This window comes from Bradyrhizobium erythrophlei (genome assembly GCF_900129505.1).
GTDB lineage: Bacteria > Pseudomonadota > Alphaproteobacteria > Rhizobiales > Xanthobacteraceae > Bradyrhizobium > Bradyrhizobium erythrophlei_D.
The window spans coordinates 6,254,848-6,280,367 of sequence record NZ_LT670818.1; the positions used below are offsets into that span (position 1 = coordinate 6,254,848).

The window sequence follows — 25,520 nt, forward strand, 5'->3', positions numbered from 1 at the left end:
ATGAATCAAGCACCGAAGCCTGGATTCGGGGTGCGGGAGCCCGCGGAGGGAATTGATGTCATCCCATTCTGAAGATCTGCAATCTGCGGCGCTGGCGTATCATCGCCTGCCGCGGCCGGGTAAGCTCGAAATTCAGCCGACCAAGCCGCTCGCCAACCAGCGCGACCTCGCGCTTGCCTATTCGCCGGGCGTGGCGGCGGCCTGCATGGCGATCGCGGAAAATCCGGCGGAAGCAGCTTCGCTCACCACCCGCGCCAACCTTGTCGCGGTGGTCTCCAACGGTACTGCCGTGCTTGGCCTCGGCAATATCGGCCCGCTGGCATCGAAGCCCGTCATGGAAGGCAAGGCGGTGCTGTTCAAGAAGTTCGCCGGCATCGACGTGTTCGACATCGAAATCGCCGCCGATACCATCGAGCGCGTGGTCGAGACCGTGGCCGCGCTGGAGCCGACCTTCGGCGGCATCAATCTCGAGGACATCAAGGGGCCGGAATGCTTCGAGATCGAGGCGCAGCTCAAGGCGCGCATGAAGATCCCGGTATTTCATGACGATCAGCATGGCACCGCCATCATCGTCGGCGCCGCCATCACCAACGGGCTGCTGCTGAACGGCAAGAAGCTTTCCGACGTCAAGATCGTCGCGTCGGGCGCCGGTGCTGCGGCGATTGCGTGCCTCAATCTGCTGGTCGCGATGGGCGCGCAGCGGAAGAATATCTGGGTCTGCGATATCGACGGCGTGGTGCATGAGGGCCGCAACACGCTGATGGACCGCTGGAAGGCGGTCTATGCCCAGAAGACCGACAAGCGCAAATTGGCCGAGGTGATCGGCGGCGCCGATATTTTCCTCGGGTTGTCGGCGCCGAACGTGCTGACGCCGGACATGGTCAAGGCGATGGCCGACAAGCCCCTGGTAATGGCGCTGGCCAACCCGAACCCGGAAATCATGCCCGACGAAGCCCGTAAAGCCCGCCCCGATGCGATGATCTGCACCGGCAGAAGCGACTTTCCCAACCAGGTCAACAACGTCCTCTGCTTTCCCTTCATCTTCCGTGGCGCGCTCGATGTCGGTGCCACCGCGATCAACGAGGAAATGAAGAAGGCCGCGGTTGATGCGATCGCGCAACTGGCGCGCGATCCGCCGGTCGACGCCATCGCGCAGGGTTTTGACAGCGGCGAGGCGCAAGGCTTCGGCCCGGGCTCGCTGATTCCGAGCCCGTTCGATCCGCGGCTGATCCTGCGCATCGCGCCGGCGGTGGCGAAAGCGGCGATGGATTCCGGCGTTGCCTCCCGCCCGATCAACAATTTCGAGGACTATAGCGCGCAACTGGAGCGCTTCGCGTTCCGCTCCGGCCTGGTCATGAAGCCGGTATTCGCCAAGGCAAAAACCCAGCCGGTCCGCGTGATCTACGCGGAAGGCGAGGACGAGCGCGTCCTGCATGCGACGCAGGTGGTGCTCGAGGAAAAGCTGGCGCGCCCGATCCTGGTCGGACGTCCATCGGTGGTCGAAGCGCGGATCAAGCGGTTCGGCCTCGCGATCAAGGCCGGCCGCGATTTCGACCTCGTCAACCCCGAAGACGATCCGCGCTACCGCTCCTATGTCCAGTCCTATATCGACGTCGCCGGCCGGCACGGCGTCACCCCCGACGCCGCGCGCACGATGGTCCGCACCAACGCCACCGTGATCGCAGCCCTTGCGGTGATTCGCGGCGAGGCCGACGCCATGATCTGCGGCGTCGAAGGCCGCTACATGAGCCATCTGCGCCATGTACGCGAGATCGTCGGTTTCCTGCCGGGGGTGAGCGATTTCGCAGCCCTTGCCCTGATGATCACCAGCAAGGGCGCCTATTTCATCGCCGACACCCAGGTGCGGCCGAATCCGAGCTCCGAGGAGCTTGCGGAAATGGCGGCGCTGGCGGCGCTGCATGTCCAGCGCTTCGCGCTCAAGCCCAAGATCGCCTTCGTGTCACATTCCGACTTCGGCAGTTACGATACCGACTCATCGCGCAAAATGCGCCGCGCCACTGCGCTGTTGAAGCAGAACCATCCTGAACTGGAGGCCGACGGCGAGATGCAGGGCGATACCGCGCTCTCCGAAGCCGCGCGCAAACTGATCCTGCCGCACTCGAAGCTGGAAGGGGAGGCCAATATCCTGATCATGCCGAATCTCGATACGGCTAACGTGGCCTATCAGATGATCAAGGCGTTGGGCGATGCGCTCCCGGTGGGGCCGATCCTGATCGGTCCCGCACGTCCGGCGCATATTCTCACGCCGTCGGTGACCGCGCGCGGCATCCTCAACATGACGGCGGTGGCTGCCGTCGAAGCCCAGGAGCGCGCCGGCCGCCAGCAGCCGTCCTTGTTCGGCTAGGCTGGCGACCGTTCGATCACGTTCCAGTTGGAAATCGGAGCGGCTTGATGAGTTTGATTTGACCGTTTGAAAAGCGGGGGCGGAATGCCCATAATCCCCTGAAATTGCGACCTTGGCTTGTTGCAACATCCAGTGAGGCGACCCATGCCGGCTTTTATCATTTTCGGGCGAATTCTGTTCGCGGTGCTGTTCATCTATTCGGGTGCAACCAAGCTGTTCGCGATACCGGCCACGGCGGAGTTTATTTCGGCCAAGGTGGTCGTTCCCGCGCTGCTAACGCCCTATACGTCCCAGCTCGAAACCATGACGGGAATGTCGACGCCGCAAATGCTTGCCATTGCGGTAGGATCGTTCGAAGTCATCAGCGGATTGATGATCGCGCTGAATTTCGCCGCGCGGTTCTTTGCCATTCTCCTGATCTTCTTCGTGGCTGCCGTGACCTTCTATTTCCATGATTTCTGGAATCAGGCACCGGCCGAGAGTGCCAAGACCCTGATCGACGCGCTGAAGAATCTCTCGATCATCGGCGCCCTGTTCATGATCGCAGGCTACGGCCGAAGGCCGCGCTCGTCGGAGCCCGTCTATGGCGAGATCTGACCCACCCGCCGCCACGGCGTCACGCTGACATCATTAGCGCTGTCGAGGATCCGGGCTTCGCCGGCTTTGAGCCCGTGTGCGGCCAAAATCTGCTGCGGCGATCGCGCGGGCACGCCGGGAAAGCACGGCTCGCCATCCGGCAGCCGCACGTGCGGCGCCTGTGACAGCCAGAAGGTGTCGTAGCGGTCCATGAACATCGCGAAGACCGCTGGTCCGCCGATGATCGCAATGGTGCCGGAATGCACCCCGGCGAAATCGCAGGCTGCCTCGAACGAGGCGGCTGCTGGATTCCACAGCGTGGCTTTGCGGTTGGATGGATCCGGCGCGATCGCAGTGATGCGGCGGGTCAGGATGATCCGCCTTCGCCGCGGCGAGTTGGGCTGGTCTTCATGGGAATGGCGGCCGTGCAGGATCAGGTCGGCGCGATCGAGGGCGGCGTTGAAGAACTGCTTGTCGCCTTCGAATTTCAATTCATCCGGCATCACATGCGCGGCGTTCGCCAGCATGCCGTCCGCCGACACGATGACATAGCCCTCGATGCGCCGATCCGGCATCTGGCGCGCGTAGAATGTTATTCCGAAATCGTCTGTACCACACTGGAGACCGGCCGCGAGCTCACGGTCGGCAGTTTGGCGTCTTTCAGAACTTCATCGTCATACTGTGGCAGCGTCTGCACCGGGGCTTTGGGGATCATCTTGACGACCTTGTAGCCGCCGGCCTTGAGCCGGTGCATCAGCTCGGGCAGCGCTTCGGCGGTGTGCTTGTGGAAATCGTGCATCAGGATGATGCCCTTGCCGAGCTTGTCGAGCTTTTTCATGGTGACGTCGATCACCTGCTGGGCGTTGCGCGCCTTGAAATCGAAGGAGTCGAGGTCGCAGGAGAACATCGCAACATTCCTGGTGCCGAGATAGGTCACCATTTCCGGTGGATGCTGCAGCGCCGGGAAGCGGAAGAACGGCGCCGGCGAAACTCCGCCAAGGGCCCATTTCACCGCGCTGAAGCCTTTCTCGATCTCCTCCTTGCGCTGGTCTTCGGTCAGCTTCTTGTTGGTGAGGGTGGCGTGCGACCAGGTGTGCGATCCGACGGTATGGCCGGCCGCGAGAACCTCCTTCAGGATTTCGGGATAGTAGGTCGCGTGCTTGCCGATCGGAAAGAAAATGCCGGTGGTGCACTCGTCCGCCAGCGTCTTCAGCACCGAGGGCGTGTTGAGCAGCCACGGGCCGTCGTCGAACGTCAGCACCACTTCATGATCGCGCAGGAAATCCAGCTGCTTGAAGTGCTCGAAACCGAAGCCCGGTCCGCCGGTGGTGTCGATTTCGACGACGCGGGCGATGCCGAGCGCATTGGGATTGGCGCAGGTCGGTTTGGCAGCGGTTGCCGCCGGGGCTGGAGCCGGCGCGGGGGCCGCCTGAGGGGCCGCAGCGCTTTTGGCAGCGGGGGTCTGCGACCAGGCCAGGCCTGACGCACACAGCGAAACGGCGCCCGCGAAGATCAATCCTGCCGCAATCCGCATTTTCTTCATCCCTTACGCTGATCCAATGCCCGGTCGCGGCTTTTTCGCCATCGTCCAAGCGCTTTCCTGCCCCTGACAATACTAGCCTAGTTGGAGCTGCGCCGCCACGGCAACGGCTTTTATCGCAAGAGGCGGATTTGCATTCCGAACCGGTTAATTACGGGGAGGAATAGGCGTTTCAGGTCTCAGCGAGCGTCCGCGCAATGGCGGTTTTAACGCGTGTATCCGACGGCTCGACGGCCGAGGCAAACACTTCCGCGATGTAGCCGTCGCGGCCGATCAGGTATTTGTGGAAGTTCCAGCGTGGAACGTCCCTGGGCCGCGCGGCGGCCGCCCATTTGTAGAAGGGATGCGCGTTCGGACCGTTGACCACGGCCTTGGCCGCGATCGGAAAGGTAACGCCGTATTGGTGTTGCGCGGTCGCCGCGATCTCACTTGAACCGCCCGGCTCCTGGCCGCCGAAATCGTTGGAGGGCACGCCGATGATCATCAGGCCGCGACCGTGAAACTCGGTCCACAATTCCTGCAATCCGGCATATTGCGGCGTGTAGCCGCACAATGACGCGGTGTTGACAATCATTAGCGGATGGCCGGTATAGTCGGCGAGGCTGATAGCGCCACCGTCCAGGGCGGGGAAAGCAAAAGCATAGGCGGTGATTCGGCTCATGCCGGCCTGCGCGCGGGCGGCCTGTGTCACCAGCGGAGCGGCGACCGCGGCCAGCGCTGCCGTCAATATCGTCCTGCGGTTGATCATGGTGATCCCCTGTCACGCTTGGCCGGACCGTGACGAGCATAGCCGAAGCGGTAGGCGAGCGCTCTTCAACAGGCCGTTATGGCCGCGCCACGCCAGAACTGCACCAGGGCAGCGGCAGCAGCGGCATGTAATGGCCGTCCCACTCGCAAATTGGCTGCGGGCCCCGGCGCATGAAGGCATATTTTATCGGCTGAGCCTGGCCGACGGCGATATGCAGTCCGAACAGCACCATGGCCACCGGATAGGTCCACCGGTGAAAGCGCAGCTCGTTCAGGCCGTCGAGCAATACGGCGCCGGAGAGGACGATCAGCGGATCGGTAAAGATGAAGTATTCGGATTTCAGCCCCCGTCGTACGCCGAGCGTGTCGATCCCGACCGCTGCCAGCAGAAGCACGAGCGCCTGGATGGCCAGGAGCCTGTCGCCGCGCCGCCACGCATAGATAATCCCGGGCACGATCAGCCAGGTCAGGAACACCGTCGGTCGCGGAGAGGAGTGCAGCACGAAGGTGTAGCGCGCGAAAACCGACGCGAGCCCGTCGAGCAACAGCAACAGAATTCCCGCCAGGTTCGATCCGTTCGCGGCATCCAACGTGTTTGCATCGGCAAAGGTCAGCATTTTCTCCAGCGGATTGAACACGGCGATCACATTGCTGGCGTTATAGACGAGCCTGAGCGCAAGCAGAGCAAGCAACGCGGCGGCGGCCATCGCAAACATCGACGTAAGCGTTTCGCCCGCGCTGATACGCCAGATTGCGGCATATCCGATCATGCAGCCGCCGATCAGAACAATCAGCGCTGCCTGATAGAGGCCGAAGCGGCCCAGCAACAGCGGATGAAAATGCGCGGCATCGAGCAGGGCGCGGTCGAAGCCGGCAGCGATGAGCGGCCATGCCGCCCATGCCGCGGCGAGCGCCGCGACGGCGGCAACGACCGCAGCCAGCGGGCCCGATCGCGGACGGCGCCAGAACCCGACGCTTGCGCTACCTTTGCTTCCAAACGGCAGGACGACCAGCGGCAGCGCGCCGATCAGCAGAATCGCCTGCACCTTGTTCTCGAGACCGAGCACGCACAGGGCGGCCGCGGCCGCCAAGGCGAGCGGCCGGGCGGTGCTGGCTCTTCGCCCGGCCGCGATCACGATCATCAGCGCGAAGATCACGGGGCATGCCGCGACCAGTTCGCTGCGCAATATCCGCGAATGCACCGCGACGCCGCCGGAGAACGCGAAGGCCACGGTGGCCAGCATGGCCACGCGCCAGTCACGGACGATGCGACGGGCAAGGCTCGCGAAAGCCAGTACGCAACCGGTCGCGATCAGAAAGGCGAGCAGGCGCCCGGCGCGAACCGCGCTCGTCATGGCGGCGTCGAACGCCGGCGCATTGGAGGCCGGTGGAATGGCCGACAGCGACCACGCATCAAGCAGGCCGAGCGCATGCAGCCACTGAAACCAGAGTTTGACCGACAGGATGGTGAGGTAGGCGGTATGGTCGAAGAACTGCTGCGGCTTGCCGTCATTGAGGGCGAGCGCGCTGTAGATCACCATGAAATCCATGTCGGCGTTGCGCCAGTAGATCAGCGCATAACCGAACAGAAAAAACGAGCCCGCGAGGCCGGCGATGATCGCCGCCAATCCCCATCGCCAGCCAAGCAACGTCAGCCGGTCGAAGGCGTCCTTCGGGGTATCGATGGGTCGGTCGGCCGCAAGCGCCGGCGTGGAAAGCTGGTTCATGGCGGCGGTCTTTTAGCCCAGCCGGCGGCGCAAAGCGACCGGGTGGCGATGCCGGAACGGCGGTTGTCCACGCGCCTTCCGAATGCACCAGCGGACGGGATGGCCGCTCACCCCGGATGGTTATGCCTGCATCGCCGCCAGCATGTCGGGGACCGAAACGAATTTCTCCCGCGGCTTGCCGAGCAGGGCGCCCTGACGTTTTTCGGCCGCATCGATCGTGGTCCAATCTTCGTAGCTGACGATGCGTGCGACGCGCGTGCGCAGCCGCGCCAGCAACAGATCAGGGGCGCTCAAACGCGGACCCGGCCGGGCGGGCAGATCCGCAAGGACTGCCGCGGCGGTAGCCATGCCGCAGTCGCGGTTGGTGCCGATCGTGCCGTTTGGGCCGCGCTTGCTCCATCCGCAGACATATAGGCCGGCGAGCACTTGCGGGCCGATGGCCACGCGTCCTCCGATGTTGGCGTGCACGCCCCGGTGCTCGTCATAAGGAACCCCGGCCATCGGCGCGGTCCGGCGGCCGACGCTGCGAAATATTAGGCCGCAGTCGATCTGTTCAACTGTCGCTGACGGCTGTTGCATGAAAGCGATCGCCTCCACCCGGCGTTGCCCGCGGACGGCGACGGGCGAAAGGCCAAAGCGGAAGAGGCACCGCCGTGGCTTGGTCAAAACCCGCTGCGAAAACGCGCGGAGCAGCGCCAGCTTCTCGACCAGTTCCGCATCGCCGGGATTGTCCGGCTCGAAATCATCCAGCGTGAGGGCGCTTCCGTCGATCGCGGCGTCGCACTGGTCCAATTCAAGGAAATCGCGCAACTCCTTTGCGCTGAACTTCGCTTGCGCCGGCCTGCCACGTCCGACGACATGGATCTCGCGAATCCGACTTTCCGCCAGGATATCGAGCGCATGGCGGGCGATATCCGTCCGCCGCAATTCATCGGCGGTCTTGGCAAGCATGCGCGCAACGTCGAGGGCGACGTTGCCATGGCCGATGACGGTCGCGGCCTCATGGTCGAGGTTGATCTCGAGATCGCGAAAATCTGGGTGACCATTGTACCAGGCGACGAAATCGCCGGCGTGATGGCACCCACGCAGCGATTCGCCTGGGATATCCAGAGGTCGGCTGACATCGGCGCCGGTGGCAAGGATGACGGCGTCGTAGCTGTCGCGCAGCTCGTCGATCGTCACATCGCGCCCGACCGCGACCGCGCCGATGAAACGGAACCCGGGTGTTGTTGCGATCCTGTCGAAGGCTGCCGTGACCTGTTTGAGCTTCGGGTGGTCCGGCGCGACCCCGAACCGCACCAGCCCGTAGGGCACGGGGAGTTGCTCGAACATATCGACGGCCACCGGCGCGCCCGCGCGAAACAAGGCTTCCGTCGTGTAGAAGCCGCTCGGTCCGCTGCCGATTACGGCGATCCGAAAGGAGCTTGCACCCGCCGCGCCAAGGACAGGTCGCGTCATCGTCCCAGGGCCTGCCTGCGCTCGTCGGCGCCGGGCAACGGCGGCAGGCGCGCGCTGACGACGGGCGTTTGAGCCGCCCGCTTGCGGTTGACGTCGATCCAGAATTTTTTGTCCGCGGGCAGGCGGTAATCGGGCTCGATGGCCCCGACGGGGCAGACCGGCACACATCCGCCACAGTCGATGCAGTTCTCCGGATCGATATAGGTCATGGCGGCGTCGATATGGAAACACTCCACCGGGCAGACGGTGACACATTCCGTGTATCGACAGCCTCGGCAGTTATCCGTCACCACATATGTCATCGTCGGCCATCCCGGTGCATCGATGAATGAACAAGAGTTCGCGACGGCGCCCGTCGTCGCGCGTGAGCGAGCCGGTCAAATTCTCCCGACCTGGACGAGGATGTCCGAGAAAGTCGGGGCACGGCCCAGGTCGGCGAAAGCGGGCGGCGTGAGCGCGTGAACGGTCGCGGCCTTGCGGTTGGACCGCTGCCAGTAACCCGAGGGCGCCACCACGACCCCTTGCATGATATCGGGCGAAACCGTCGCATAGGCCTCGAACGAGCCGCGATCGTTGAACACGCGAATGGGCGCTCCGGCCTCGATTCCACGTTGGGCGGCATCATCCGGGTGCAGCAACACGGCCTGTTCCTCTCCCGCTTGCGCGGTCTGCGCGGGCAGATTGCCGTAGTTCGAGTTCAGGAACGCGTGGCTCTTCGGCGAGATCAGACTGAGTGGGTAGCGTGCCGCGAGGGCAGGGGCCGTCCGGGCATTCTCGTTCGGCGGGATGTAATGCGGCAGGGGATCCACCGGCGTGCCGTCCTGGTCGCCATTGTAGCCCTGTCGGAATAGCGGCGCGACGAAGTTGCCACCGCCGGCGATGGTCGACTTGAATTCGCATTTGCCCGTTGGTGTCGGGAAATTACCGTCGCGATGCGGCGCCCATTGGTCCGCTGCTGGCATGGTAAGGCGCGCGTAGCCGCTTGCCTTGACCGTATCGAGAGTGATGCCCTGCAGGACCGGGTTCGTCCAATCCAGCGATGCTTCGATCATCTCGTCGTCGGTCCTGAAGAAGGTCGGGTCCGTGATGCCCATCGCCTTTGCAAGACGACGGAACAGCTCCGTGTTCGAAACCGCCTCTCCGAGCGGCTCAATCGCCTGGTTGTTATAGGACAGATAGAGATGTCCCCACGAGAACATGATGTCCTTCTGTTCAAGCTGGGTTGTCGCGGGCAGAACGATATCGGCATATTTCGCAGTGTCGGTGAGGAAGTGTTCGCTGACGACGGTGAAGAGATCCTCGCGTTCGAGCCCCTGTTCGAGTTTGGCCTGTTCGGTCACCATGGCCATCGGGTTGGCGTTGTAGACGAATAGTGCCTTGATCGGCGGGTCGAAGCCGGTTTCTCCCGTCAGCGCCGGCCCAAGGCGCCACGAGTTCAGCACGCGCATGGTTTCCGGCTGCAGGTCGGGACGCATCAGCACGTCCCATTTGACGGGAAACGCCCAGACGGGAAGCTGCAGCAGGCCGCCGCCGACATGCTTCCATGCGCCGATCAAGGCGGGAAGGCAGGCGATCGCGCGCACGGTCTGGCCGCCGCCGGCGTGCCGCTCCACGGCCACGCCGATGCGCACCACGGAAGGAGGCGTGGTGGCGTACTCGCGCGCGAGCTTAAGGATGTCGTCAACGGGAATGCCCGTTTCCTGCGAGGCGAATTCGGGGGTGTAGCTTGATACCCGTTCGACGAGTTCGTCGTAGCCGACGGTATGCTTGTCGATGTAATCGCGGTCGACCAGGTTTTCCTTGATGATGACATGGATCATCGCCAGCGCCAGCGCCGCGTCGGTGCCAGGCCTGATCGGAATATGCCAGTCGGCCAGCCGGGCGGTACGCGTCCGCACGGGATCGATGACCACCAGCCTGGCGCCGGCTTTTCTGGCCTGCTCGATGAACGGCCAGTGGTGTGAGTTCGTGCTGAGCGTATTGCAGGCCCACAGGATGATATATTTGGAGTGCACGAAGCTTTCGGGATCGACTCCCGGCGTCGGCCCGATCGTCATCATGTAGGCCGTGCATGAGCCCGAGTCGCAAAAGGTACGCTCGAGCACGGTGGCGCCGAGCTTGTTGAACAGCGGGTCGCCGACGTTCAGTCCGTTGATCACACCCTGCGTGCCCAGATAGCTGTAGGGCAGGATCGCCTGCGCACCGTGTTCGGCGGTAATCGCCTTCCAGCGCGAAGCGATCGTCTCGAGCGCCTCGTCCCAGGAAATCCGCTGAAACTGCCGCGTGCCCTTCGGGCCAACCCGCTTCAGCGGATAGAGCACGCGCTTGTCGCTGTAGACGCGCTCTTCGTAGTTGTTGACCTTGACGCAAAGTCGTCCGCGCGTGAATGGGTGATCAGGATGGCCGCGGACGGCAATGGCCTTGCCGTCCTCGACCGTCGTCAGGATCGAGCAGGTGTCCGGGCAATCGTGCGGACAGGCGCCTACTACAGTGGTCCGGGCCATGTGTTCCTCCGCTCCCTGATTCAATGCAGTGCGAAGCTTGCGACGGCCGGAACTTGCTGGCTTCTCGGAACGTGCGGGGTTGTTGTCCTAAACTGCTCTCAGCGGATGGACACGCGTCCAGAGCTCTGGCATGATATTTGCCTGAAAAATGCTACCGTTGCCTACACGTCGCGCTGATCTGGCGGAGATTCACGATGGGTATGCTTGGCAACTCTGTCGATAAATATGTTACCGGCAGAATGCTTCAGACGTCCAACGACCGGCGATGGTCGCACCTGCTCGCGGAGCGATGGAGCCACGAGGCGGGGGAACTGCCTTCGCAATTGCCACGGGATACCGAAATCGCGATCCTGCTGCGCGGCAATTCGGTCGTGGACCGGGAAGGCGCGGGAATGCGCCAGCGCACCCACGCCAGAAAGGGCACCGTGTGGCTTTGCCCGGCCGGCGTCCGTGAAGACTTCATCCGCGTTGAGGACCACATCCCGGAATGCCTTCATCTTTTTCTTCCGGGCAAACCCTTCGACGATATGCTGTTGAAGGATCTGGATATCGACCCGTCCGGAATCTCGATCCGTTACGAGAGCATCGATCACGACACCTTCATTGACTATGTCGCGGACCAAATCCTCGGGGAACTCGCGGCGGAGTCCTCCACCGGCCGGCTCTTGATCGAAAGCCTCAGCAGCGCCCTGTCAGCCCATCTGGTGCACAGCTACTCGGCCACCGCCGTTCGGCTGAAGCACAACAATGCTGGTCACAAGGCACTGGACCCGAAACGCCTGTCGCGCGTGACGGAGTTCATCGAGGCGTCCGTCGAGCGTGAGTTCACCGTCAAGGATCTGGCGTCCGTGGCCTGCATGAGCCCGGCGCATTTCTCGCGAAGCTTCAAGGCGGCAACCGGAAATGCTCCGCACGAATATGTCAGCCGCCAGCGCCTCGATCTGGCCAAGCGGCTGCTGGCGACCAGCGATCGGAGGCTGGTCGATATCGCCTATACAACGGGATTTTCTTCGCAGGCCAATTTCAACCGCGCCTTCCGCAAGGCCGTCGGGACCACGCCAGGCCTGTACCGGGCGCAGAAGCTTCGCGATTAGACCACGCGGCTCGCGAATAAATTCTAGCGCAGCGAAACGATGAAGTCCGTTCCTTCGCCGGTTTCGCCGGCGCTGATGCCCTGATCGGAAACGATGATCGAGGCGCCGGTCGAAAGCGCTTCCGTAATTCGCGCCATCGTATCCGAGGCGATGGTGATGCGGTCCAGCGCCTCCGCGGGGCTATCCGGCACTGGCTTTGCCTCGACGACGGCTGTGCCCGCGATCTTGTGCCGGCGCGAGGGGCGTTCGTCCTCGGTACGCCGTTCGGCGTAGCGCGAGGGCGTGGGGAGCGAGACCACCGACCAATGCACGAGATTGGCATCAAGCTTGTCGATCTCAGCCGTAAACACATGCGTGCCCAGCGGCCGGTCGCTCGGGGCAATCTTCACGGGCGCGTCGAACAGCGGCGCGAAATTCTGCCGCACATAGATTTTTGAATCCTTGCGGCTGATGAACACCGCAATCTGGCCGGTGCGCTTTGGCACCACCGCCGTGTCGTTTTTGCCGGCAGCCGGCTTCGCGATGTCGGGCAGGCGGGTCTGGTCTTTCTTCGAATCGGGAGCCGGAGCGATGGGGCCGATGCCTGTCGTCGCCTTGGCGGCCTCGCCAGGCTTGTCGTTCGCTTGCGGCACGTCCGGCTTCTGTGAGTTTATCTTGACATCATCCGCCTTCGCCCCGAGTTTTTTCTCGGCCGGCCTCTCTTCACTGATCGTGCTTCCGGTTGCCGATACATCGGCCTTCGCGGCATCGGGCACCGGTTGCACGGCGACGACAGCATGGTCCGGTTGCTTTCCGGCGTCACCCGTCGCGGTTTCCTGTGATTTGAATTCGACACCTATGGCGTCTGACGGCTTGTCGCCGGACGATTTGGCTTCGGCGCGCTTCGCGGCGACCGGCTCGGTCTCGGATGCCGCCGTTTGCGGATTGGTGGCCGCCTTCGCATCAGGCTTTGACGCATCGGCTGCCACCGGCGCGCTATCGGGTTTGAACTCGGCGGGCGGCGTCGCATTGCCGCCGGATGATACTGCGTCGGTGATCGTGATCGCCAGTTTGGCCGCGGCCGTGCCGCCGCTAGCGTCCGCGGTATGCGTCTGGCCAAGCAAGGATGTGGCGCCCGGCGGTTCGCCGATGATGGACTTTGCGCCGCCGGCGTGGCCGACGGTCGATCTCAATTCGAGCTTCGCTTGCGAAATTGCGGGCTCGATCGGCGTGTCGGCCTCCGACGCCTTGTCGGATTTCGGGGCGGGCGGCGCGTCAGCCTGCGGCTCGGCTGCAGGCTGCGGCGCTACCTTCTGCGTCACCAACAGCGGATGCGAAAAGCTGGCAGGGGTTATCTCGCCGGGCGTGACCACCACCCGCGCGCCCATTCTGGTCCAGTTCCACATCTTCATGGCGAATGCCATCGGCATGCGGATGCAGCCGTGCGACGCCGGATAACCGGGAAGCACGCCGGCGTGGATGGCAATGCCCGACCAGGTGATCCGCTGCATATAGGGCATCGGCGCGCCACTATAGATGTTGGAATGGTGCAGCTTCTGTTTCTGAATGACGCTGAAGACGCCCATCGGCGTCGAATGGCCCTTCATGCCCGTGGAAACCGGAGCTTCCGCAAAGAACCCATTGGCGTCGTAGATTTTGAGGTGTTGCTTTTCGATCGAGATCGCGATGATGACCGGCCCTTGCGGCTTGGCCGATTCCTTCCCGGGGGGCACGATTTTCTTGGCCTGATGGCGGGACGGCTTTTGCCGCCGGGGCTGCGTGATTGGACCCGGTCGAAAATAGCCGGTATCGGAATCCGACCAGTCATACAGTGCGGCTTCCGCCCGGGCCGTGGTACCGATCGCGGCGGCTGCCGTTAGAAACGCTACTCGCCAAAGCCGTCCGGCACCAACAGCCTTGTACTCGTTCACGCGTACCATTCCCGAATCCTTGAGCCTTGCTCGATCGTTAGTGTTTCAGACGTGAAACGCGTTCACCAGCGCAAGGCTCCCAGTAGCCCGCGGTTTTCGGCTTAAGCGTAACAAAAAAGCCTCACACTCCGTTAAACAGCGCTCAGCAATTGTTCCGGCGGCCTTCCTGTGGGAACTCTCAACGCCAACATGGGCGGCAATGCGCCAACCGGAGAAAGAAATGACACGTAGAGCCCTAAGCCTTTGTGACATCGGGTGGAAACCCCTGGCTTTGCTGGTTCTGGCGCTGTGGCCGGGTTCGGCCGTATTCGCGGCCGACGAACCGGATCTCATTTTCCGCCGTTCGACTGTGTTCAAGCTGCTCAGCCCGAACGACAAGCTCGCGACCTATGGGGTCGATGACCCCGAGGTCGAGGGGGTCGCTTGCCACTTCACGGTGCCGGAGCGGGGCGGATTCAAGGGCTGGCTTGGGCTTGCGGAGGAAGTCTCGGATATTTCGCTCGCCTGCCGACAGATCGGCCCGATCCACTTCAAGGACAAGATGGAACAGGGCGACGATATGTTCCGGAAGCGGCGCTCGCTATTCTTCAAGAAGATGCAGATCGTGCGTGGCTGTGACGCCAAGCGCAATGTATTGGTTTATATGGTCTATTCGGACCGTCTGGTCGAGGGGTCGCCGAAAAATTCAACCTCCTCGGTGCCGATCATGCCTTGGGGTGCGGCCGATGCGGTGGTGCAGAAATGTGGCGAGTTCATCCAGTAAGGGAATGCTGATTTACCGCTTCGCCGGTTCGGCGCGCGGGCGGATCCAGGGCGCCGGCCGCGCCTTGGGTTCGCGGCAGCCTACCAACTGCGGCAATTTTTGCGGCGCCGACTGATTGCCGCGGCCAAAGTCGCCGCCTTGCTGCGCCATGGCGACGCTAATCCCCGGGCGCTCCTTGCTCAGAGGCTGTTGTTCGCCGATCCGTAGTGCGGATGGACCATTGGTTTTTCGGGCCGGGGTTTTGTTGCCAGCGTCGAAGTTGCCGTCGCCCACGAATTGTTTCCCCCGTTGAAGCTGAATCAGAACGCGCAATTGCCTGGAAAAGTTGCAACGTCCGTCTGATTGAGACGGTCCGGGCCACGTTGTGGTTCAGGCACCTTGGTCGCGCCTTGAACTGTCAGGTGCTTCTTCACCAGAGAAAGGTTAAAAAGCAGCTTTTGGCTTCATTGCTTGCGCCGCCACCCGAGAGAAGAGGCGCAGCCCGATCAACGGGCCTTGCGAGCGCTCAGAAGGAGCAGAGCATTCGGCTGAATTCGTTGGGATTTCCTAGACATTGTTTCGTCGGCCCGGGGCAACGAAACAATTCTCTGCGTGACGAAACCATTTTTCGCTTTGGGCGCAGAACGGCGGAAACGCCGCATGGTTATCAAGACACCAACGACGACGGCGGAAAGCCGGTGATAACCGGAGACAGTCAAATGCGAACCCTCAGCATTATCCTTGCATTCGCCTTCGTTCTCGTCAGCCCTTCGATGGCTGGTTCGGTCGAGAGCGGCCTGCCGGGCGTCGGCACCTTCGCCCATACGGGCTCTCCCGTGCTGGCTTCAGTTCCACAGGCCATGGTTGTTGCGGCCCGTTGAAAAGCGGCCGAACTGACGCTCAAGGAAAGTTGCCGGTAAGTTCTCATGTATCTTCCTATCAGTGCAGCCGTCGTCGCCTGGTTCATGCTCGGTGGTTCGGCGCAGACAGAAGTTCAACGGAGCAAAGTCGGGCAGATTCCGGTTCGGCAGGCACACGTCCGGCAAATTCAATTCCGCGCATTGCAGAAGCTGTCCGATCCGCGCGCCGAGTTCGTGCGTCAGTGTGCGCCTCATATGCTCGGCCGCTGGGCGCATCCCGAAGAAGTCTGCGGCTGCCTGCACGACCATGCCGCCGCTGTCGTCGAGGATAACGATCTGCGCGAAGCGCTGTTACGCGGCATCGGCGAAACCGGCGTGCCCACCATCGAGACCGAATGGGTGCCGGCATCCAAGCAATCCGAGATCGGCGGCACCTTCACGAAAATTGCCAAGCCAACATTGCAATGCATGTTCGAGCCGGCGAAGTAGGCTCGCTGCTCTAAATCTCCAGTAATTGCTGCAGACGCCGCCGGCGAGCCGGCGCAGGGGCGCTATCGGGACGCACCGTTTATTTCTTGGTTCCAAGATTTATTTCTTGGTTCCAGGACGCGGAATACATTTTACCGCACGCAGGATCCCGTTCGGGGTCAGCTTGGCCCCAGACACTTCCTTGATCTGGCCCGCGGGGCACGATCCGTCGTCGACCATAATGTGCTGCCCCAGCCGCAGATTGACGATGTCCTGCTCGCGCGACACCTGTTCGGCCATCACGGATGTCGCCGCCAGGGCCAGTGCCATGCCGGCAAGCAGCAAGACCGAAGGGCGGCTGATGCGCGACATCTTCATGGCCGATGGGATCGCCGTTTTCACTTGTTTTGAATCTTCAATCCGTTCGGACCGACATTGATTTGCAGGCCTTCCGGTTCTTTCTTGGTCTGGTAGAGATTGTAGCCCAGCACACCCACCGCGACGACCAGTGCGCCGATGATGAGGTAGAGGATATTGCGGTTGGCGGGCATCCGTGTCTCCATGGGCCGCGCAATCTCGCCGCCGAATACTGAAGTGTATTGGCGCGGGTGCGATTCTGAAAGCAACAACGGAAAATTGTCACGGAAATGAACGCCATCGATACCAAGCAGAAGATTCTCGACGCCGTCGACGCCAATTTCGACGCCCAGCTTGCAACCACGAGCGATTTTGTCGCGATACCCTCGACCCGCGGCGCGGAAGGGCCGTGCCAGGACATGATCGGAGATTTGCTGCGGCAGCGCGGCTACGAGGTCGACGACTGGCATATCGATGTCGACGATCTCAGGGATCTGCGCGGCTTTGGCCCGATCGAGCATGATTTTTCCAGGGCGCGCACCGTGGTTGGAACCTACCGCCCGGCGAGCAACAAGGGAAAATCGCTGATCCTGCAGGGCCATTGCGACGTGGTGCCGACCGGGCCGCTGGAGATGTGGGACACGCCGCCTTTCTCGCCCGTGATCAAGGATGGCAGGATGTACGGCCGCGGCGCCTGCGACATGAAGTCCGGCACCATCAGCGCGTTGTATGCGCTCGACGCGATCAGGGCCGCCGGTTTGAAGCCGACGGCGCGGATCCATTTTCAATCCGTGATCGAGGAGGAAAGCACCGGGGTCGGTGCGCTCTCGACCCTGCAGCGCGGTTATCGCGCCGACGCCTGTTTCATTCCCGAACCGATGTCCGGCAGACTGGTGCGTTCGCAGGTCGGCGTGATCTGGTTTCGCCTGAAAGTGCGCGGACTTCCCGTGCATGTATTCGAGGCGGGCTCCGGTTCCAATGCGATCATGGCGGCGTACCATTTGATTCACGCGCTGGAAAAACTCGAGGCCGAATGGAACGAGCGCGCCAGCAGCGACCGCCATTTCAAGGCGGTGACGCATCCGATCAATTTCAATCCCGGTATCATCAAGGGCGGCGACTGGGCCTCCAGCGTGCCCGCCTGGTGCGACGTCGATTGCCGGATCGCGATATTGCCGGGCTGGTCGGTCGCCGACTGCCAGGCCGAGATACTGGCTTGCGTCTTGGCCGCGGCGCGCGACCACCGCTTCCTGTCCAACAATCCGCCCGACGTGGAATGGTCCGGGTTTCTTTCGGAAGGCTACGAACTGAAGGATTCGGCGGAACCGGAAGCCGCGTTCGGCAAAGCCTATGACGCGGTCTATGGCGGCGCGGTCCCCGAAGGTGCCTTCACGGCACTGACCGACACCCGTTTCTATGGGCTCAATCACAACATCCCGAGCCTGTGCTTCGGCGCGAGTGGTGCGGCGATGCACGGCTTCAACGAATATGTCGATCTCGACTCGCTGCGCCAATCCACCAAGGCCATCGCCCTGTTCATCGCGGAATGGTGCGGGGTGGAGGAGGTGTAATTGCCTTCGAAGCCAACGCTGACGTCATCCCGAGGAGCCGCGCGCAGCGCGGCGTCTCGAAGGATGGGCCGCAAGCTTCTCATCCTCCGGGGCTCGCTGCGCTCGCACCTTGGGATGATGGTGCCGCCCACAGCGCCGCGACGATCGTGTCGAGCCCACCGGTCAGCGCGGCGGGGCCGGGCTGCAGGATCAGCGGCGATTTGATCTCGACGATGCGGCCGTCGCGCACGGCCGGAATTTCGCTCCAGCCGGGCCGCCTTCTAATTTTGTCCGGCACGACCTTCTTGCCGCACCACGACGCCAGGATCACATCCGGCGCGGCCGCGCGGTTTCCTCGGTGAGACAGACGATCCGGCGGGGAGGGAATTGGCCCATGCTGGATGATATGGCGAACTATCGGCTTGATGTCACGGTGACCATTACCCCGAACGTCATTGCCTGGTTTGACACGGCGATCCATGTTCTTGAGGAATGACCTGAAGGAAAACGGGGAGACCGCATGACGCCGCTCGAAAAAGTGAATTCGATGAAGATGCCATTCGCCGAATTGAAGGGCGTCACCTTTACCGAAGCCGAGAAGGACCGCGTGGTGGCGCGGATGCTGGTTCGGCCGGATCTGTGCACGCTGGGCCATATCATTCATGGCGGCGCGATCATGGCCTTTGCGGATTCGGTCGGCGCTGCCGCCACCGTGATTAATCTGCCCGACGACGCCAAGGGCACCACCACGATCGAAAGCAAGACCAATTTCATCGGCGGCGCGAGGGAAGGAACGACGCTGATCGCGACCGCGACGCCGGTGCACCGCGGCCGTCGTACCCAGGTCTGGCAGACGCGGCTGGAGACCGAGGATGGCAAGCTGGTGGCCGTGGTGACCCAGACCCAGATGGTGCTCGTATGAATACGGAGATTGATTTTTGTTAACCATTCGGTCGCGGCATTCTGCCGTTATTTCGGGCGGGAAGCGGCCTTGAATTCCATGTTGCGATGCACAATATTCGGTGTCTAGGGATTCGACGCCTCCTCGAGGGCCATCCAAGAGGAGTTTTGACGTGCTACATCGTTCGAGGTTTGGCGGCGGCTACGTTCGGACGCTGTATCAGCAGGAAGAACTGCCGCTGCTGCGCGATCATCTGTTGCGGCTCGATTCGGAAAGCCGCCATGACCGCTTCAATGGCTTCATGGACGACACCTTCATCGAACGCTACGCCGCGAAATGCGCAGAGGATGGCACCGTCATCGTCGCCTATATCGAGAATGGCGTGGTGCGGGGTGCTGCGGAACTGCATCCGCCGGATCAATCCCCGGACTCCTTGCCGGAGATCGCTTTCAGCGTGGAGGCGTCCGTACGCCGGCAGGGCGTCGGCATCATTCTGTTCAAGCGACTGATCTCGGAAGCGCGATGGAAGGGCTATGGCGCGCTGCGGATCACCACCGGCGCGCAGAATCAGGCGATGCGGGCCCTCGCCAACAAATTCGGCGCCCACCTGACGTTCCGCCATGGCGAATCGACCGGCACGATCGATCTGAAGCCGCAACCGCAACTCGAACTCGCAAAGTTCGCGATCGCGACGCCGGCCGATGCGACCCGCGCGATGATGCAGGTCAACCGCGCGTACTGGAAGCTTTTGCTGGGAATGGTTGGTCTGGGCCGGGCGGCCTGAACAACGGCGTCACAAACAGCAATTCGCCGGCTCCTGGGCCGGCGAATTGAGGTAACGGCGGTGCGCCGACAGCGCGGTTTCAGGTCCCAGTGCGCTTGTCGTTGCCAAATCGCCTGACGACGCGACGTTCGACCACCACGGAACGCTGAGCGCCCTGTTCGCCCGCGATCACGCGGGTCGTGGAACGTGCCGTGGTGCGCGCGATCTTCTTCACTTCGGCCAGCACGGATTCGATCGGCAGCCCCATCAGCGAGGCGGCGATTTCAGCCTGCGCTTCCTGGTCGTCGGTAATCCCGACCGCGGCAAAAATCGCTTCGTCCAGCGTCGGTGGATCGCGCCGGACGCGTCGCGTTCCATATTTGGTATTCCAGTCTTCGCTCATCGGGGCCTCGCAGTTGGTCCGATTACCTAGGACCCCTTATGTTGCATTGCAATATGTAATTGGTGTGGCAATCCAGCTATGCACCGTGGGCTTTGCATTGCCGTGTTGTCACATGCGCGTCACTACCATCATTTCAGTCGCCGCTATTTCGGATTGCCACGGTTCAGGGAATTGAATCACCGACGCTTGCAAAATCGATCGGCTGTTGTGGCCAACGCTTCAGCGCGGCATGTCCGGCGTCGGTCAGGAGGTAGACGCCGCGCTCGGCGCGATCGAACCAGCCATAGACGTTGTGCAGCAGAATTTTTGGTGCGTCGGGAATCTCCGGCTTGAGATCGCGCACGCGTCGCGGCCCCTGTGACAGCGCGGAAGCGCAGGCCAAAGCCTGCTGGCGATAGGCGGTCATGATCGGCGAGCGCGTGCTGCCGCCGAGCGCGGGATCGCCCTTGCGGCGCCGGTGTTCGGCGACGAGGCGGGAGCGCTTTTTGGGATCGCGGCGCGGGCTGGTTGTGGGCGGCTTAACGATCACTTCCACGTCGCCGGTATTCGTGACGGCGAGCATGCCGAAGCCGAGCCGGCGGCAAAGATTGCGATACCGCGCGTCGCTCTCGCGCCCCTTGCCGCGGGCCGACAATTTGGCGGCAAGCCAGACCTCGTCGCAGGCCGCCGCGCGATCAACCGCCTGCAGGATCAATTCGAGATTGAAGGAAAGCTTTAATTCGCCGATCACCACGATCGGGGGATCGTCACCGCTCAGCGCCACGAGGTCGCAACCGCCAACCTCACCCTTGACGGTAAAGCCGAGGTTTTCGAGGAAGCGTTTGACGGGCAGGTAAAGCGCGGTTTCCAAAACGGCTCCAGGGTGGGCTTTCGGTGTCGCCCATGCGACTCAATGCCGTAGTTTAGCCCGGATCGGTAAAGACGCGGACCCCCCGCGATTTGATCAAACGCGCCTGGTGCGGCTATCGTGGGTCCGGGACGGGCGCCAAGCGGGTCATCTGATCAGGGATGGGCTCTACCACATCACCGTGGAGATGCTTGACGGCATCGAGGGCGGCAATCAGGGCGTCATGGTAGTGCGCGATCATACCCTGTGCGGAGGCCATGGCGCCCGCCGGTAATAAAGAGGATTTGTCTTAAGGCGAAGCCGCCTTTGTTGATCGCGGATCGAAGGCAATGGCGCGCCGGAGGATACACACCGGCGGGGTTGCAGGCCAGAAAGGCCGGAGCGACGATGTTGAACGGGCTCTACAAAGTCGAAATGCATACGGTGCACGGTTCGCGCCGCGGCGTCATCTATGTCTATGACGGCAAGATGATGGGCGGCAATTCGGCGTTCGCATTCATCGGCACTTACCGGGAATCCGCAAACGGCGAGGTGTCGGTAGACATATCGACGATGCGGCATAACGACGATCCGAATTTTCAGCCGCTGCTCAAGAGCGACAAGGTCACGCTCTCGCTCAGGGGCCGGCAGCAGGGCGAGCAATATTGTTTTGAAGGCGGCACCACGCAAGTGCCCCGCATCGCCTTCCACTCGGTGATGACCCCGATCAGCGAAGCGGCGGCGCCGCCGGCGATGCCGCCTGGAGAAGGCGGAATCGGGAACGGGCTCTATTCCATTCATATCCGCATGCTCGACGGCATCGACGGCGGCAATACCGGGGTCATGGTGCTGCACGACGGCCGGATCCGCGGCGGCGATGCGTTCTTCGATTATATCGGCGCCTACACCAGCGCGAAGGGCCGGTGGAAGGGCGAACTCGTCAACCACGAGCACACCCCAAGCCAGGGTGAACGGCCGGTGTTCGGGGGCTACGAAGTCGGCATCGGTTTTTCCGGCACCCACACCGCCGAGGGAGCGGTCGCGGAGGCAACGGCCCTGGCCGGCAAGCGCAGCATTCGCTTCAGCGCGGTGTTGAAGAAACTGGCGGAGGCCTGAGCGGCCCTTACACCCGCCCACTTACCGGGAGCAGCGCGCCGGTGACGGCGCTGGCGGCGTCGCTGACGAGAAACAGGATGACCTCGGCCAGTTCTTGTGGGGTCACCCATTTGGTGAAATCGGCTCCCGGCATGCTGGCACGGTTGGCCGGGGTATCGATGGTCGAGGGCAGCACAGCATTGACGGTGATCCTGCCTTTCCATTCGGCCGCCAGCGCTTCGGTGAGCCGGTGCACGCCGGCCTTGGACGCGGCGTAGGCGCCCATGCCGGAGCCCGCCTGCAGCGCGCCCATTGCGCCGACATTGACGATGCGGCCGGCGCCGGAACTGACCAGGTGCGGGACGGCCGACCGCGACGCGTTCAGCGCCGTGAGGACGTTGAGAGCATACATGTGTTGCCAGGTGTTGGGGTTGCCGTCGGCGACCATCTCGAAGGCAAATCCGCCGGCGATATTGACCAGCGCGTCGAGCCTGCCGAAATGCGCCGCGGCCGCATCGATGGCCTTCTTGGCCGCGGCCGCATCCGAAAGGTCGACGCCGCCAAGTTCAATCCGATTGTCGGTCGCCGCGGTCTGAGACGGCGCGTGATCCACCCCGGCGACGCGCGCGCCCCGCGCAAGCGCGATTTCCGCGACCACCTTGCCGAGCGCGCCCGAGGCGCCGGTCACGACGATGACTTTTCCTTCCATGGGGAACTCCGCGGCGAGAGGCGAGGAGGCCACACTATCGCCCCGGCCAATTCATTTGCAATACTGCGAATTCCTGCGCCAATCGCTGTTTCAAATGGGCTCGCCCCGCAAACCGACAGGGGGAAATTCAGATGGCCGACGCTGCGTCCGATGGTGATATTCCCGCCGAAATCGTCAACTTTACATTTCCGCTTCCGAAACTCGCGGAAGCCTTGTTAGGCAAGGGTCCGGTCAGGATCGTCGCGATTGGATCATCTTCGACAGCGGGCAGGGGTGATGTTGTGCCATACCCGCATCGTCTCGAGATGTACCTGCGGGTTCGATATGCGGAAGAACAGTTTCCAAATCTCAAGATCGACGTGCTCAACAGAGGGAAGGGCGGCGAAGAGGCGATTGAGGAACTGGTGCGTTTCGAAGCCGATGTCTTCGCCGAGAATCCCTCGCTGGTGATCTGGCAAGTCGGAACCAACGCGGTTTTCCACAATTACAGGCTTGACGACGTCGCAGCGAAGATCGCTGAAGGTTTGAGCCTGCTCCGCGACAAGAAAATGGATGTCGTGCTGATTGATCCGCAGTACGTCCCGGCGATGCTTTTCGACGGGAAAGCGGAAGCTTCCGAACGCATGGTGTCCTTGATCTCGGACGCGGCCAAGGTGGCTAAAGTCAATCTGTTCCGGCGTTGGGCGTTGATGCGTCATTGGCATGTGCACAACGATATCGGTTTTCATCGAATGTTCGACCCGACCGATCCGGACCAGCTTCATCAGAGTGACTGGAGCACCCTTCGTTTCGCGCAGGCGCTGCGCGACGCAATCACCAGGGCGCCACCTGCGGGCGCTTAGCGTCCGTAATCCCGCGCGATTAGTTAAAATTTGCTGGGGTTCCGTAAGCGGATTGCAGCGCGGGCCGGCTACGCTCGTGTTCTGGTCCAATGAGGGTTGGAAGACGTCATGAGATATCTGCCTGATCACGGTTTGCCTCTGGTTCAGCTCAAGGAACAGCGGCGGGATTTGATAGTCGCGCTGCAAAACCGCAATGGCCCGATCAGCAGCTGGGAATTGCTGCAGATCGCCGCGGTTCAGCAGGCGATTTCGGCATTCGAGGACGTCATCGCCGATCTGGATGCGGAATTGGAAGCGGCGGCGTAGCGGCTGTCTCGTCCTCCGGTCCGTTTGGCCGCAGGGGAAGCTCAGGGTTCCAGATAGCGGGCTTCCAGCATCGCACGCTCGCCTGCACCAAGGCCCAGACCGTCGCTGAAATAGCTTTCGAGGTCGCCGTAATCGGCGCTGATGGCCTCGAAGGCGGCGGCGAGGAAGGAAGCTTCCACCGATCCGAGCACCCGCCTGACATCGTCGGGCAGCTCGCTCGAAGCTCCGGGGTCGCGGCGGTAGAAGCGGTTGGTAAGCAAATAATCCTCGGCGATCACCTCGTCCGGCACGCCCAGCGCATGCAGGATCAGCGCGCAGGCAAAACCGGTGCGATCCTTGCCGGCGGTGCAATGAATCACCAGCGGTGCGCGGTCTTCCAGCAAATGCGCGAACAGGGCGCGGAAGCTCGACGTGTAGTAACGAACGTAGTTGCGGTAGGAATCGCGCATCACGTCGAGCGCGTCGACCGGCGACAGCGCGATGCCCCCGGCGAGGCGCGCCCGCAGCGCCGCGACCACCGTCGGCTCGATCGGCAGCGAATGAACCGCAATCTCCGCAAGCCCGCAGGTCGCGGCCACGCGTTCCTCGGTGCCGCGAAAATCGAACGCGCTTTTCAGGCCGAGCGGCCGCAGCACGTCGATATCGGCCTCGGTCAGGTGTCCAAGATGGTTGGAACGGAAGATCTGCCGCCAGCGGACGATACGGCCGTCTTTTCCCGGATAGCCGCCGAGATCGCGGAAATTGCTGGCGCCGGAGAGGTTGAGATGGCGGGGAGGGGTATCTGACATCGGCCCAGTCTAAGCCATCATCCGCGGCAGAGAAATGACCGACAAGACATATCGCGCGCCGTGAGCTCGTCTATACTGATAATTGCAATTCGGGGGCGGGCATGAATCGGCGAAAGTATTCAATTTTTGGTGCGACATTTTTAATCGCGGCGGCCGGCGTATCGCCGGCGATGGCGCAGACTTTTCAGAACTATCGTTGCGCCGACGGCACCCAGTTCATCGTCGGATTTTTCGAATACGACAATCGCGCCCATCTGCAGATCGACGGCAAGGCGGTGACACTTGCCAGGCGTTTTGGCCTGTCAGGAGCCCGCTATTCGGGCGGCGGCGTCATATTGAAAATCGCCAGGACGGGCACCACGGTCAAACACGCCAGGCGGCTGGTGACGGCCTGCGAACTCAGCTGAAGAGATGTGGCTGAAGAGACTTGGCTGAAAAGACTCGGCTGAAAAGACTTGGCAAAGGACATTTGGCTGGAGGATCCTGGCCAGAGAAAAGGGCCGGAACGTTTCGTCCCGACCCTTTCAACCCACTCGATATTGCGGCAAAGGCCGACAATCTATCGGCGTCAGGCTTGCGATTGGCATCAACGCTCCCATGCCGGCTTGGACTCCTGAATAGCCGCTTCGTGATACCAGCTGCCGCTGCTGATTGTTTCATTCACGCGCGATGCACTCTGCTCGGTTGCCGATTTTGGCTCGTCGTTGCGGAGTCCGCCGAGCGCCGCGCGGCCCCCGGCCGGGAATTGGTAGATCTTGGCAGATCCGTGGTTCAAGCTCGAATTCATTTTCTCATCTCTCCTTATGTCGATGCACATTGGTCCATGTTGCGACGGTCTGTCCTCGAACGGTTGACGCCCATCAACCATGCTGCGCCCGACTCGTTCTCGACTGGTTACCGATTCCGATATCGGCCCTGCACGCCACTAGTGCAACCTGACCAAGAGAAAGTCATATCGTGTTTAAAATGTAGGCATATTGCGGTTTTGC

The 25,520-nt window shown here is 62.3% G+C and carries 29 protein-coding genes and 1 pseudogene; 12 read left to right on the forward strand and 18 right to left on the reverse strand.

Annotated features, from left to right (window positions below; all coding sequences use genetic code 11):
* Positions 1-55 precede the first annotated feature (55 nt).
* Positions 56-2,365 (forward strand): NADP-dependent malic enzyme, encoded by a 2,310-nt coding sequence (locus tag B5525_RS28965; RefSeq protein WP_079569057.1) that lies wholly within the window; start codon positions 56-58, stop codon positions 2,363-2,365.
* A gap of 144 nt (positions 2,366-2,509) precedes the next feature.
* Positions 2,510-2,962: a DoxX family protein gene (locus tag B5525_RS28970; protein WP_079569058.1), complete on the forward strand. Its 453-nt coding sequence runs from the start codon at positions 2,510-2,512 to the stop codon at positions 2,960-2,962.
* Here B5525_RS28970 and B5525_RS28975 read toward each other — a convergent pair.
* From B5525_RS28975 to B5525_RS29005, 7 genes are all read right to left on the reverse strand, one after another.
* Positions 2,947-3,516: a dihydrofolate reductase gene (locus B5525_RS28975; RefSeq protein WP_079569059.1), complete on the reverse strand. Its 570-nt coding sequence runs from the start codon at positions 3,514-3,516 to the stop codon at positions 2,947-2,949. The genes B5525_RS28970 and B5525_RS28975 overlap by 16 nt on opposite strands.
* A gap of 17 nt (positions 3,517-3,533) precedes the next feature.
* Positions 3,534-4,475, reverse strand: a complete 942-nt coding sequence (locus B5525_RS28980; RefSeq protein WP_079573924.1) for a polysaccharide deacetylase family protein — start codon at positions 4,473-4,475, stop codon at positions 3,534-3,536.
* 178 nt (positions 4,476-4,653) lie between these two features.
* Positions 4,654-5,229 carry a glutathione peroxidase gene (locus B5525_RS28985; RefSeq protein WP_079569060.1) on the reverse strand — a complete coding sequence of 192 codons (576 nt, stop codon included), beginning with the start codon at positions 5,227-5,229 and terminating at the stop codon, positions 4,654-4,656.
* A 76-nt stretch (positions 5,230-5,305) separates the two neighbouring features.
* Positions 5,306-6,955 carry a hypothetical protein gene (locus B5525_RS28990; protein WP_079569061.1) on the reverse strand — a complete coding sequence of 550 codons (1,650 nt, stop codon included), beginning with the start codon at positions 6,953-6,955 and terminating at the stop codon, positions 5,306-5,308.
* A 120-nt stretch (positions 6,956-7,075) separates the two neighbouring features.
* Positions 7,076-8,413: an FAD-dependent oxidoreductase gene (locus B5525_RS28995; protein ID WP_079569062.1), complete on the reverse strand. Its 1,338-nt coding sequence runs from the start codon at positions 8,411-8,413 to the stop codon at positions 7,076-7,078.
* Positions 8,410-8,715: a ferredoxin family protein gene (locus B5525_RS29000; RefSeq protein ID WP_079569063.1), complete on the reverse strand. Its 306-nt coding sequence runs from the start codon at positions 8,713-8,715 to the stop codon at positions 8,410-8,412. Before B5525_RS29000 ends, B5525_RS28995 begins: the two co-directional genes overlap by 4 nt.
* A 75-nt stretch (positions 8,716-8,790) precedes the next feature.
* Positions 8,791-10,917: a molybdopterin-containing oxidoreductase family protein gene (locus B5525_RS29005; protein WP_079569064.1), complete on the reverse strand. Its 2,127-nt coding sequence runs from the start codon at positions 10,915-10,917 to the stop codon at positions 8,791-8,793.
* Positions 10,918-11,111: 194 nt separating this feature from the next.
* Here B5525_RS29005 and B5525_RS29010 point away from each other — a divergent pair, with 194 nt between their 5' ends.
* On the forward strand, positions 11,112-12,011 hold the full coding sequence (locus B5525_RS29010) for an AraC family transcriptional regulator (protein WP_244567623.1): 900 nt from the start codon (positions 11,112-11,114) through the stop codon (positions 12,009-12,011).
* Positions 12,012-12,034: 23 nt separating this feature from the next.
* On the opposite strand, the gene B5525_RS29015 is transcribed toward B5525_RS29010, so the two are convergent.
* On the reverse strand, positions 12,035-13,930 hold the full coding sequence (locus tag B5525_RS29015) for a L,D-transpeptidase family protein (protein WP_079569065.1): 1,896 nt from the start codon (positions 13,928-13,930) through the stop codon (positions 12,035-12,037).
* 211 nt (positions 13,931-14,141) lie between these two features.
* On the opposite strand from B5525_RS29015, the gene B5525_RS29020 reads away from it, so the two are divergent.
* On the forward strand, positions 14,142-14,684 hold the full coding sequence (locus tag B5525_RS29020) for a CreA family protein (RefSeq protein WP_079573928.1): 543 nt from the start codon (positions 14,142-14,144) through the stop codon (positions 14,682-14,684).
* 12 nt (positions 14,685-14,696) lie between these two features.
* Here the strand turns inward: B5525_RS29020 and B5525_RS29025 are convergent, their stop codons facing one another.
* Positions 14,697-14,957 (reverse strand): hypothetical protein, encoded by a 261-nt coding sequence (locus tag B5525_RS29025; RefSeq protein WP_079569066.1) that lies wholly within the window; start codon positions 14,955-14,957, stop codon positions 14,697-14,699.
* 212 nt (positions 14,958-15,169) lie between these two features.
* Complete coding sequence (locus B5525_RS44560) at positions 15,170-15,487, reverse strand: hypothetical protein (RefSeq protein WP_154073492.1); 318 nt, start codon at positions 15,485-15,487, stop codon at positions 15,170-15,172.
* Positions 15,488-15,628: 141 nt separating this feature from the next.
* Here B5525_RS44560 and B5525_RS29035 point away from each other — a divergent pair, with 141 nt between their 5' ends.
* Positions 15,629-16,012: a hypothetical protein gene (locus tag B5525_RS29035; RefSeq protein WP_244567624.1), complete on the forward strand. Its 384-nt coding sequence runs from the start codon at positions 15,629-15,631 to the stop codon at positions 16,010-16,012.
* Between the two features lie 99 nt (positions 16,013-16,111).
* On the opposite strand, the gene B5525_RS29040 is transcribed toward B5525_RS29035, so the two are convergent.
* Entirely contained in the window at positions 16,112-16,363 is a 252-nt protein-coding gene (locus B5525_RS29040; RefSeq protein ID WP_079573932.1) for a DUF6719 family protein, read from the reverse strand.
* A gap of 26 nt (positions 16,364-16,389) precedes the next feature.
* The gene (locus B5525_RS45520) at positions 16,390-16,542 is read right to left on the reverse strand and encodes a hypothetical protein (RefSeq protein ID WP_172899995.1); all 153 of its coding nucleotides are present in this window, start codon (positions 16,540-16,542) and stop codon (positions 16,390-16,392) included.
* Positions 16,543-16,638: 96 nt separating this feature from the next.
* On the opposite strand from B5525_RS45520, the gene B5525_RS29045 reads away from it, so the two are divergent.
* Complete coding sequence (locus tag B5525_RS29045; RefSeq protein ID WP_079569068.1) at positions 16,639-17,919, forward strand: ArgE/DapE family deacylase; 1,281 nt, start codon at positions 16,639-16,641, stop codon at positions 17,917-17,919.
* Between the two features lie 79 nt (positions 17,920-17,998).
* On the opposite strand, the pseudogene B5525_RS29050 reads toward B5525_RS29045, so the two are convergent.
* Positions 17,999-18,247: pseudogene (locus B5525_RS29050) on the reverse strand (ABC transporter substrate-binding protein); the annotation flags it as partial.
* 171 nt (positions 18,248-18,418) lie between these two features.
* Here B5525_RS29050 and B5525_RS29055 point away from each other — a divergent pair.
* Positions 18,419-18,820, forward strand: a complete 402-nt coding sequence (locus B5525_RS29055; protein WP_079569069.1) for a PaaI family thioesterase — start codon at positions 18,419-18,421, stop codon at positions 18,818-18,820.
* Positions 18,821-18,971: 151 nt separating this feature from the next.
* Positions 18,972-19,583 (forward strand): GNAT family N-acetyltransferase, encoded by a 612-nt coding sequence (locus B5525_RS29060; protein ID WP_154073494.1) that lies wholly within the window; start codon positions 18,972-18,974, stop codon positions 19,581-19,583.
* 79 nt (positions 19,584-19,662) lie between these two features.
* Here B5525_RS29060 and B5525_RS29065 read toward each other — a convergent pair whose 3' ends face one another.
* On the reverse strand, positions 19,663-19,965 hold the full coding sequence (locus B5525_RS29065; RefSeq protein WP_079569071.1) for a hypothetical protein: 303 nt from the start codon (positions 19,963-19,965) through the stop codon (positions 19,663-19,665).
* 163 nt (positions 19,966-20,128) lie between these two features.
* A complete protein-coding gene (locus tag B5525_RS29070) occupies positions 20,129-20,815 on the reverse strand; it encodes a DUF2161 domain-containing phosphodiesterase (RefSeq protein WP_079569072.1) in 687 nt (228 codons plus the stop codon).
* A gap of 384 nt (positions 20,816-21,199) precedes the next feature.
* Here B5525_RS29070 and B5525_RS29075 point away from each other — a divergent pair, with 384 nt between their 5' ends.
* Positions 21,200-21,907, forward strand: a complete 708-nt coding sequence (locus B5525_RS29075; protein WP_079573934.1) for a hypothetical protein — start codon at positions 21,200-21,202, stop codon at positions 21,905-21,907.
* Positions 21,908-21,914: 7 nt separating this feature from the next.
* Here the strand turns inward: B5525_RS29075 and B5525_RS29080 are convergent, their stop codons facing one another.
* Positions 21,915-22,595, reverse strand: coding sequence for an SDR family oxidoreductase (locus B5525_RS29080; RefSeq protein ID WP_079569073.1), 681 nt, complete (start codon positions 22,593-22,595; stop codon positions 21,915-21,917).
* A 131-nt stretch (positions 22,596-22,726) separates the two neighbouring features.
* Here B5525_RS29080 and B5525_RS29085 point away from each other — a divergent pair, with 131 nt between their 5' ends.
* Together B5525_RS29085 and B5525_RS29090 are read left to right on the forward strand one after the other, a co-directional pair.
* Complete coding sequence (locus tag B5525_RS29085) at positions 22,727-23,437, forward strand: SGNH/GDSL hydrolase family protein (protein ID WP_079569074.1); 711 nt, start codon at positions 22,727-22,729, stop codon at positions 23,435-23,437.
* A 108-nt stretch (positions 23,438-23,545) separates the two neighbouring features.
* Positions 23,546-23,743: a hypothetical protein gene (locus tag B5525_RS29090; protein ID WP_079569075.1), complete on the forward strand. Its 198-nt coding sequence runs from the start codon at positions 23,546-23,548 to the stop codon at positions 23,741-23,743.
* Positions 23,744-23,784: 41 nt separating this feature from the next.
* On the opposite strand, the gene B5525_RS29095 is transcribed toward B5525_RS29090, so the two are convergent.
* On the reverse strand, positions 23,785-24,531 hold the full coding sequence (locus B5525_RS29095; protein WP_079569076.1) for a tyrosine-protein phosphatase: 747 nt from the start codon (positions 24,529-24,531) through the stop codon (positions 23,785-23,787).
* A gap of 101 nt (positions 24,532-24,632) precedes the next feature.
* On the opposite strand from B5525_RS29095, the gene B5525_RS29100 reads away from it, so the two are divergent.
* Positions 24,633-24,938, forward strand: coding sequence for an MliC family protein (locus B5525_RS29100; protein WP_079569077.1), 306 nt, complete (start codon positions 24,633-24,635; stop codon positions 24,936-24,938).
* A gap of 179 nt (positions 24,939-25,117) precedes the next feature.
* Here the strand turns inward: B5525_RS29100 and B5525_RS29105 are convergent, their stop codons facing one another.
* Positions 25,118-25,318, reverse strand: coding sequence for a DUF2735 domain-containing protein (locus tag B5525_RS29105; RefSeq protein WP_079569078.1), 201 nt, complete (start codon positions 25,316-25,318; stop codon positions 25,118-25,120).
* Between the last annotated feature and the right edge of the window lie 202 nt (positions 25,319-25,520).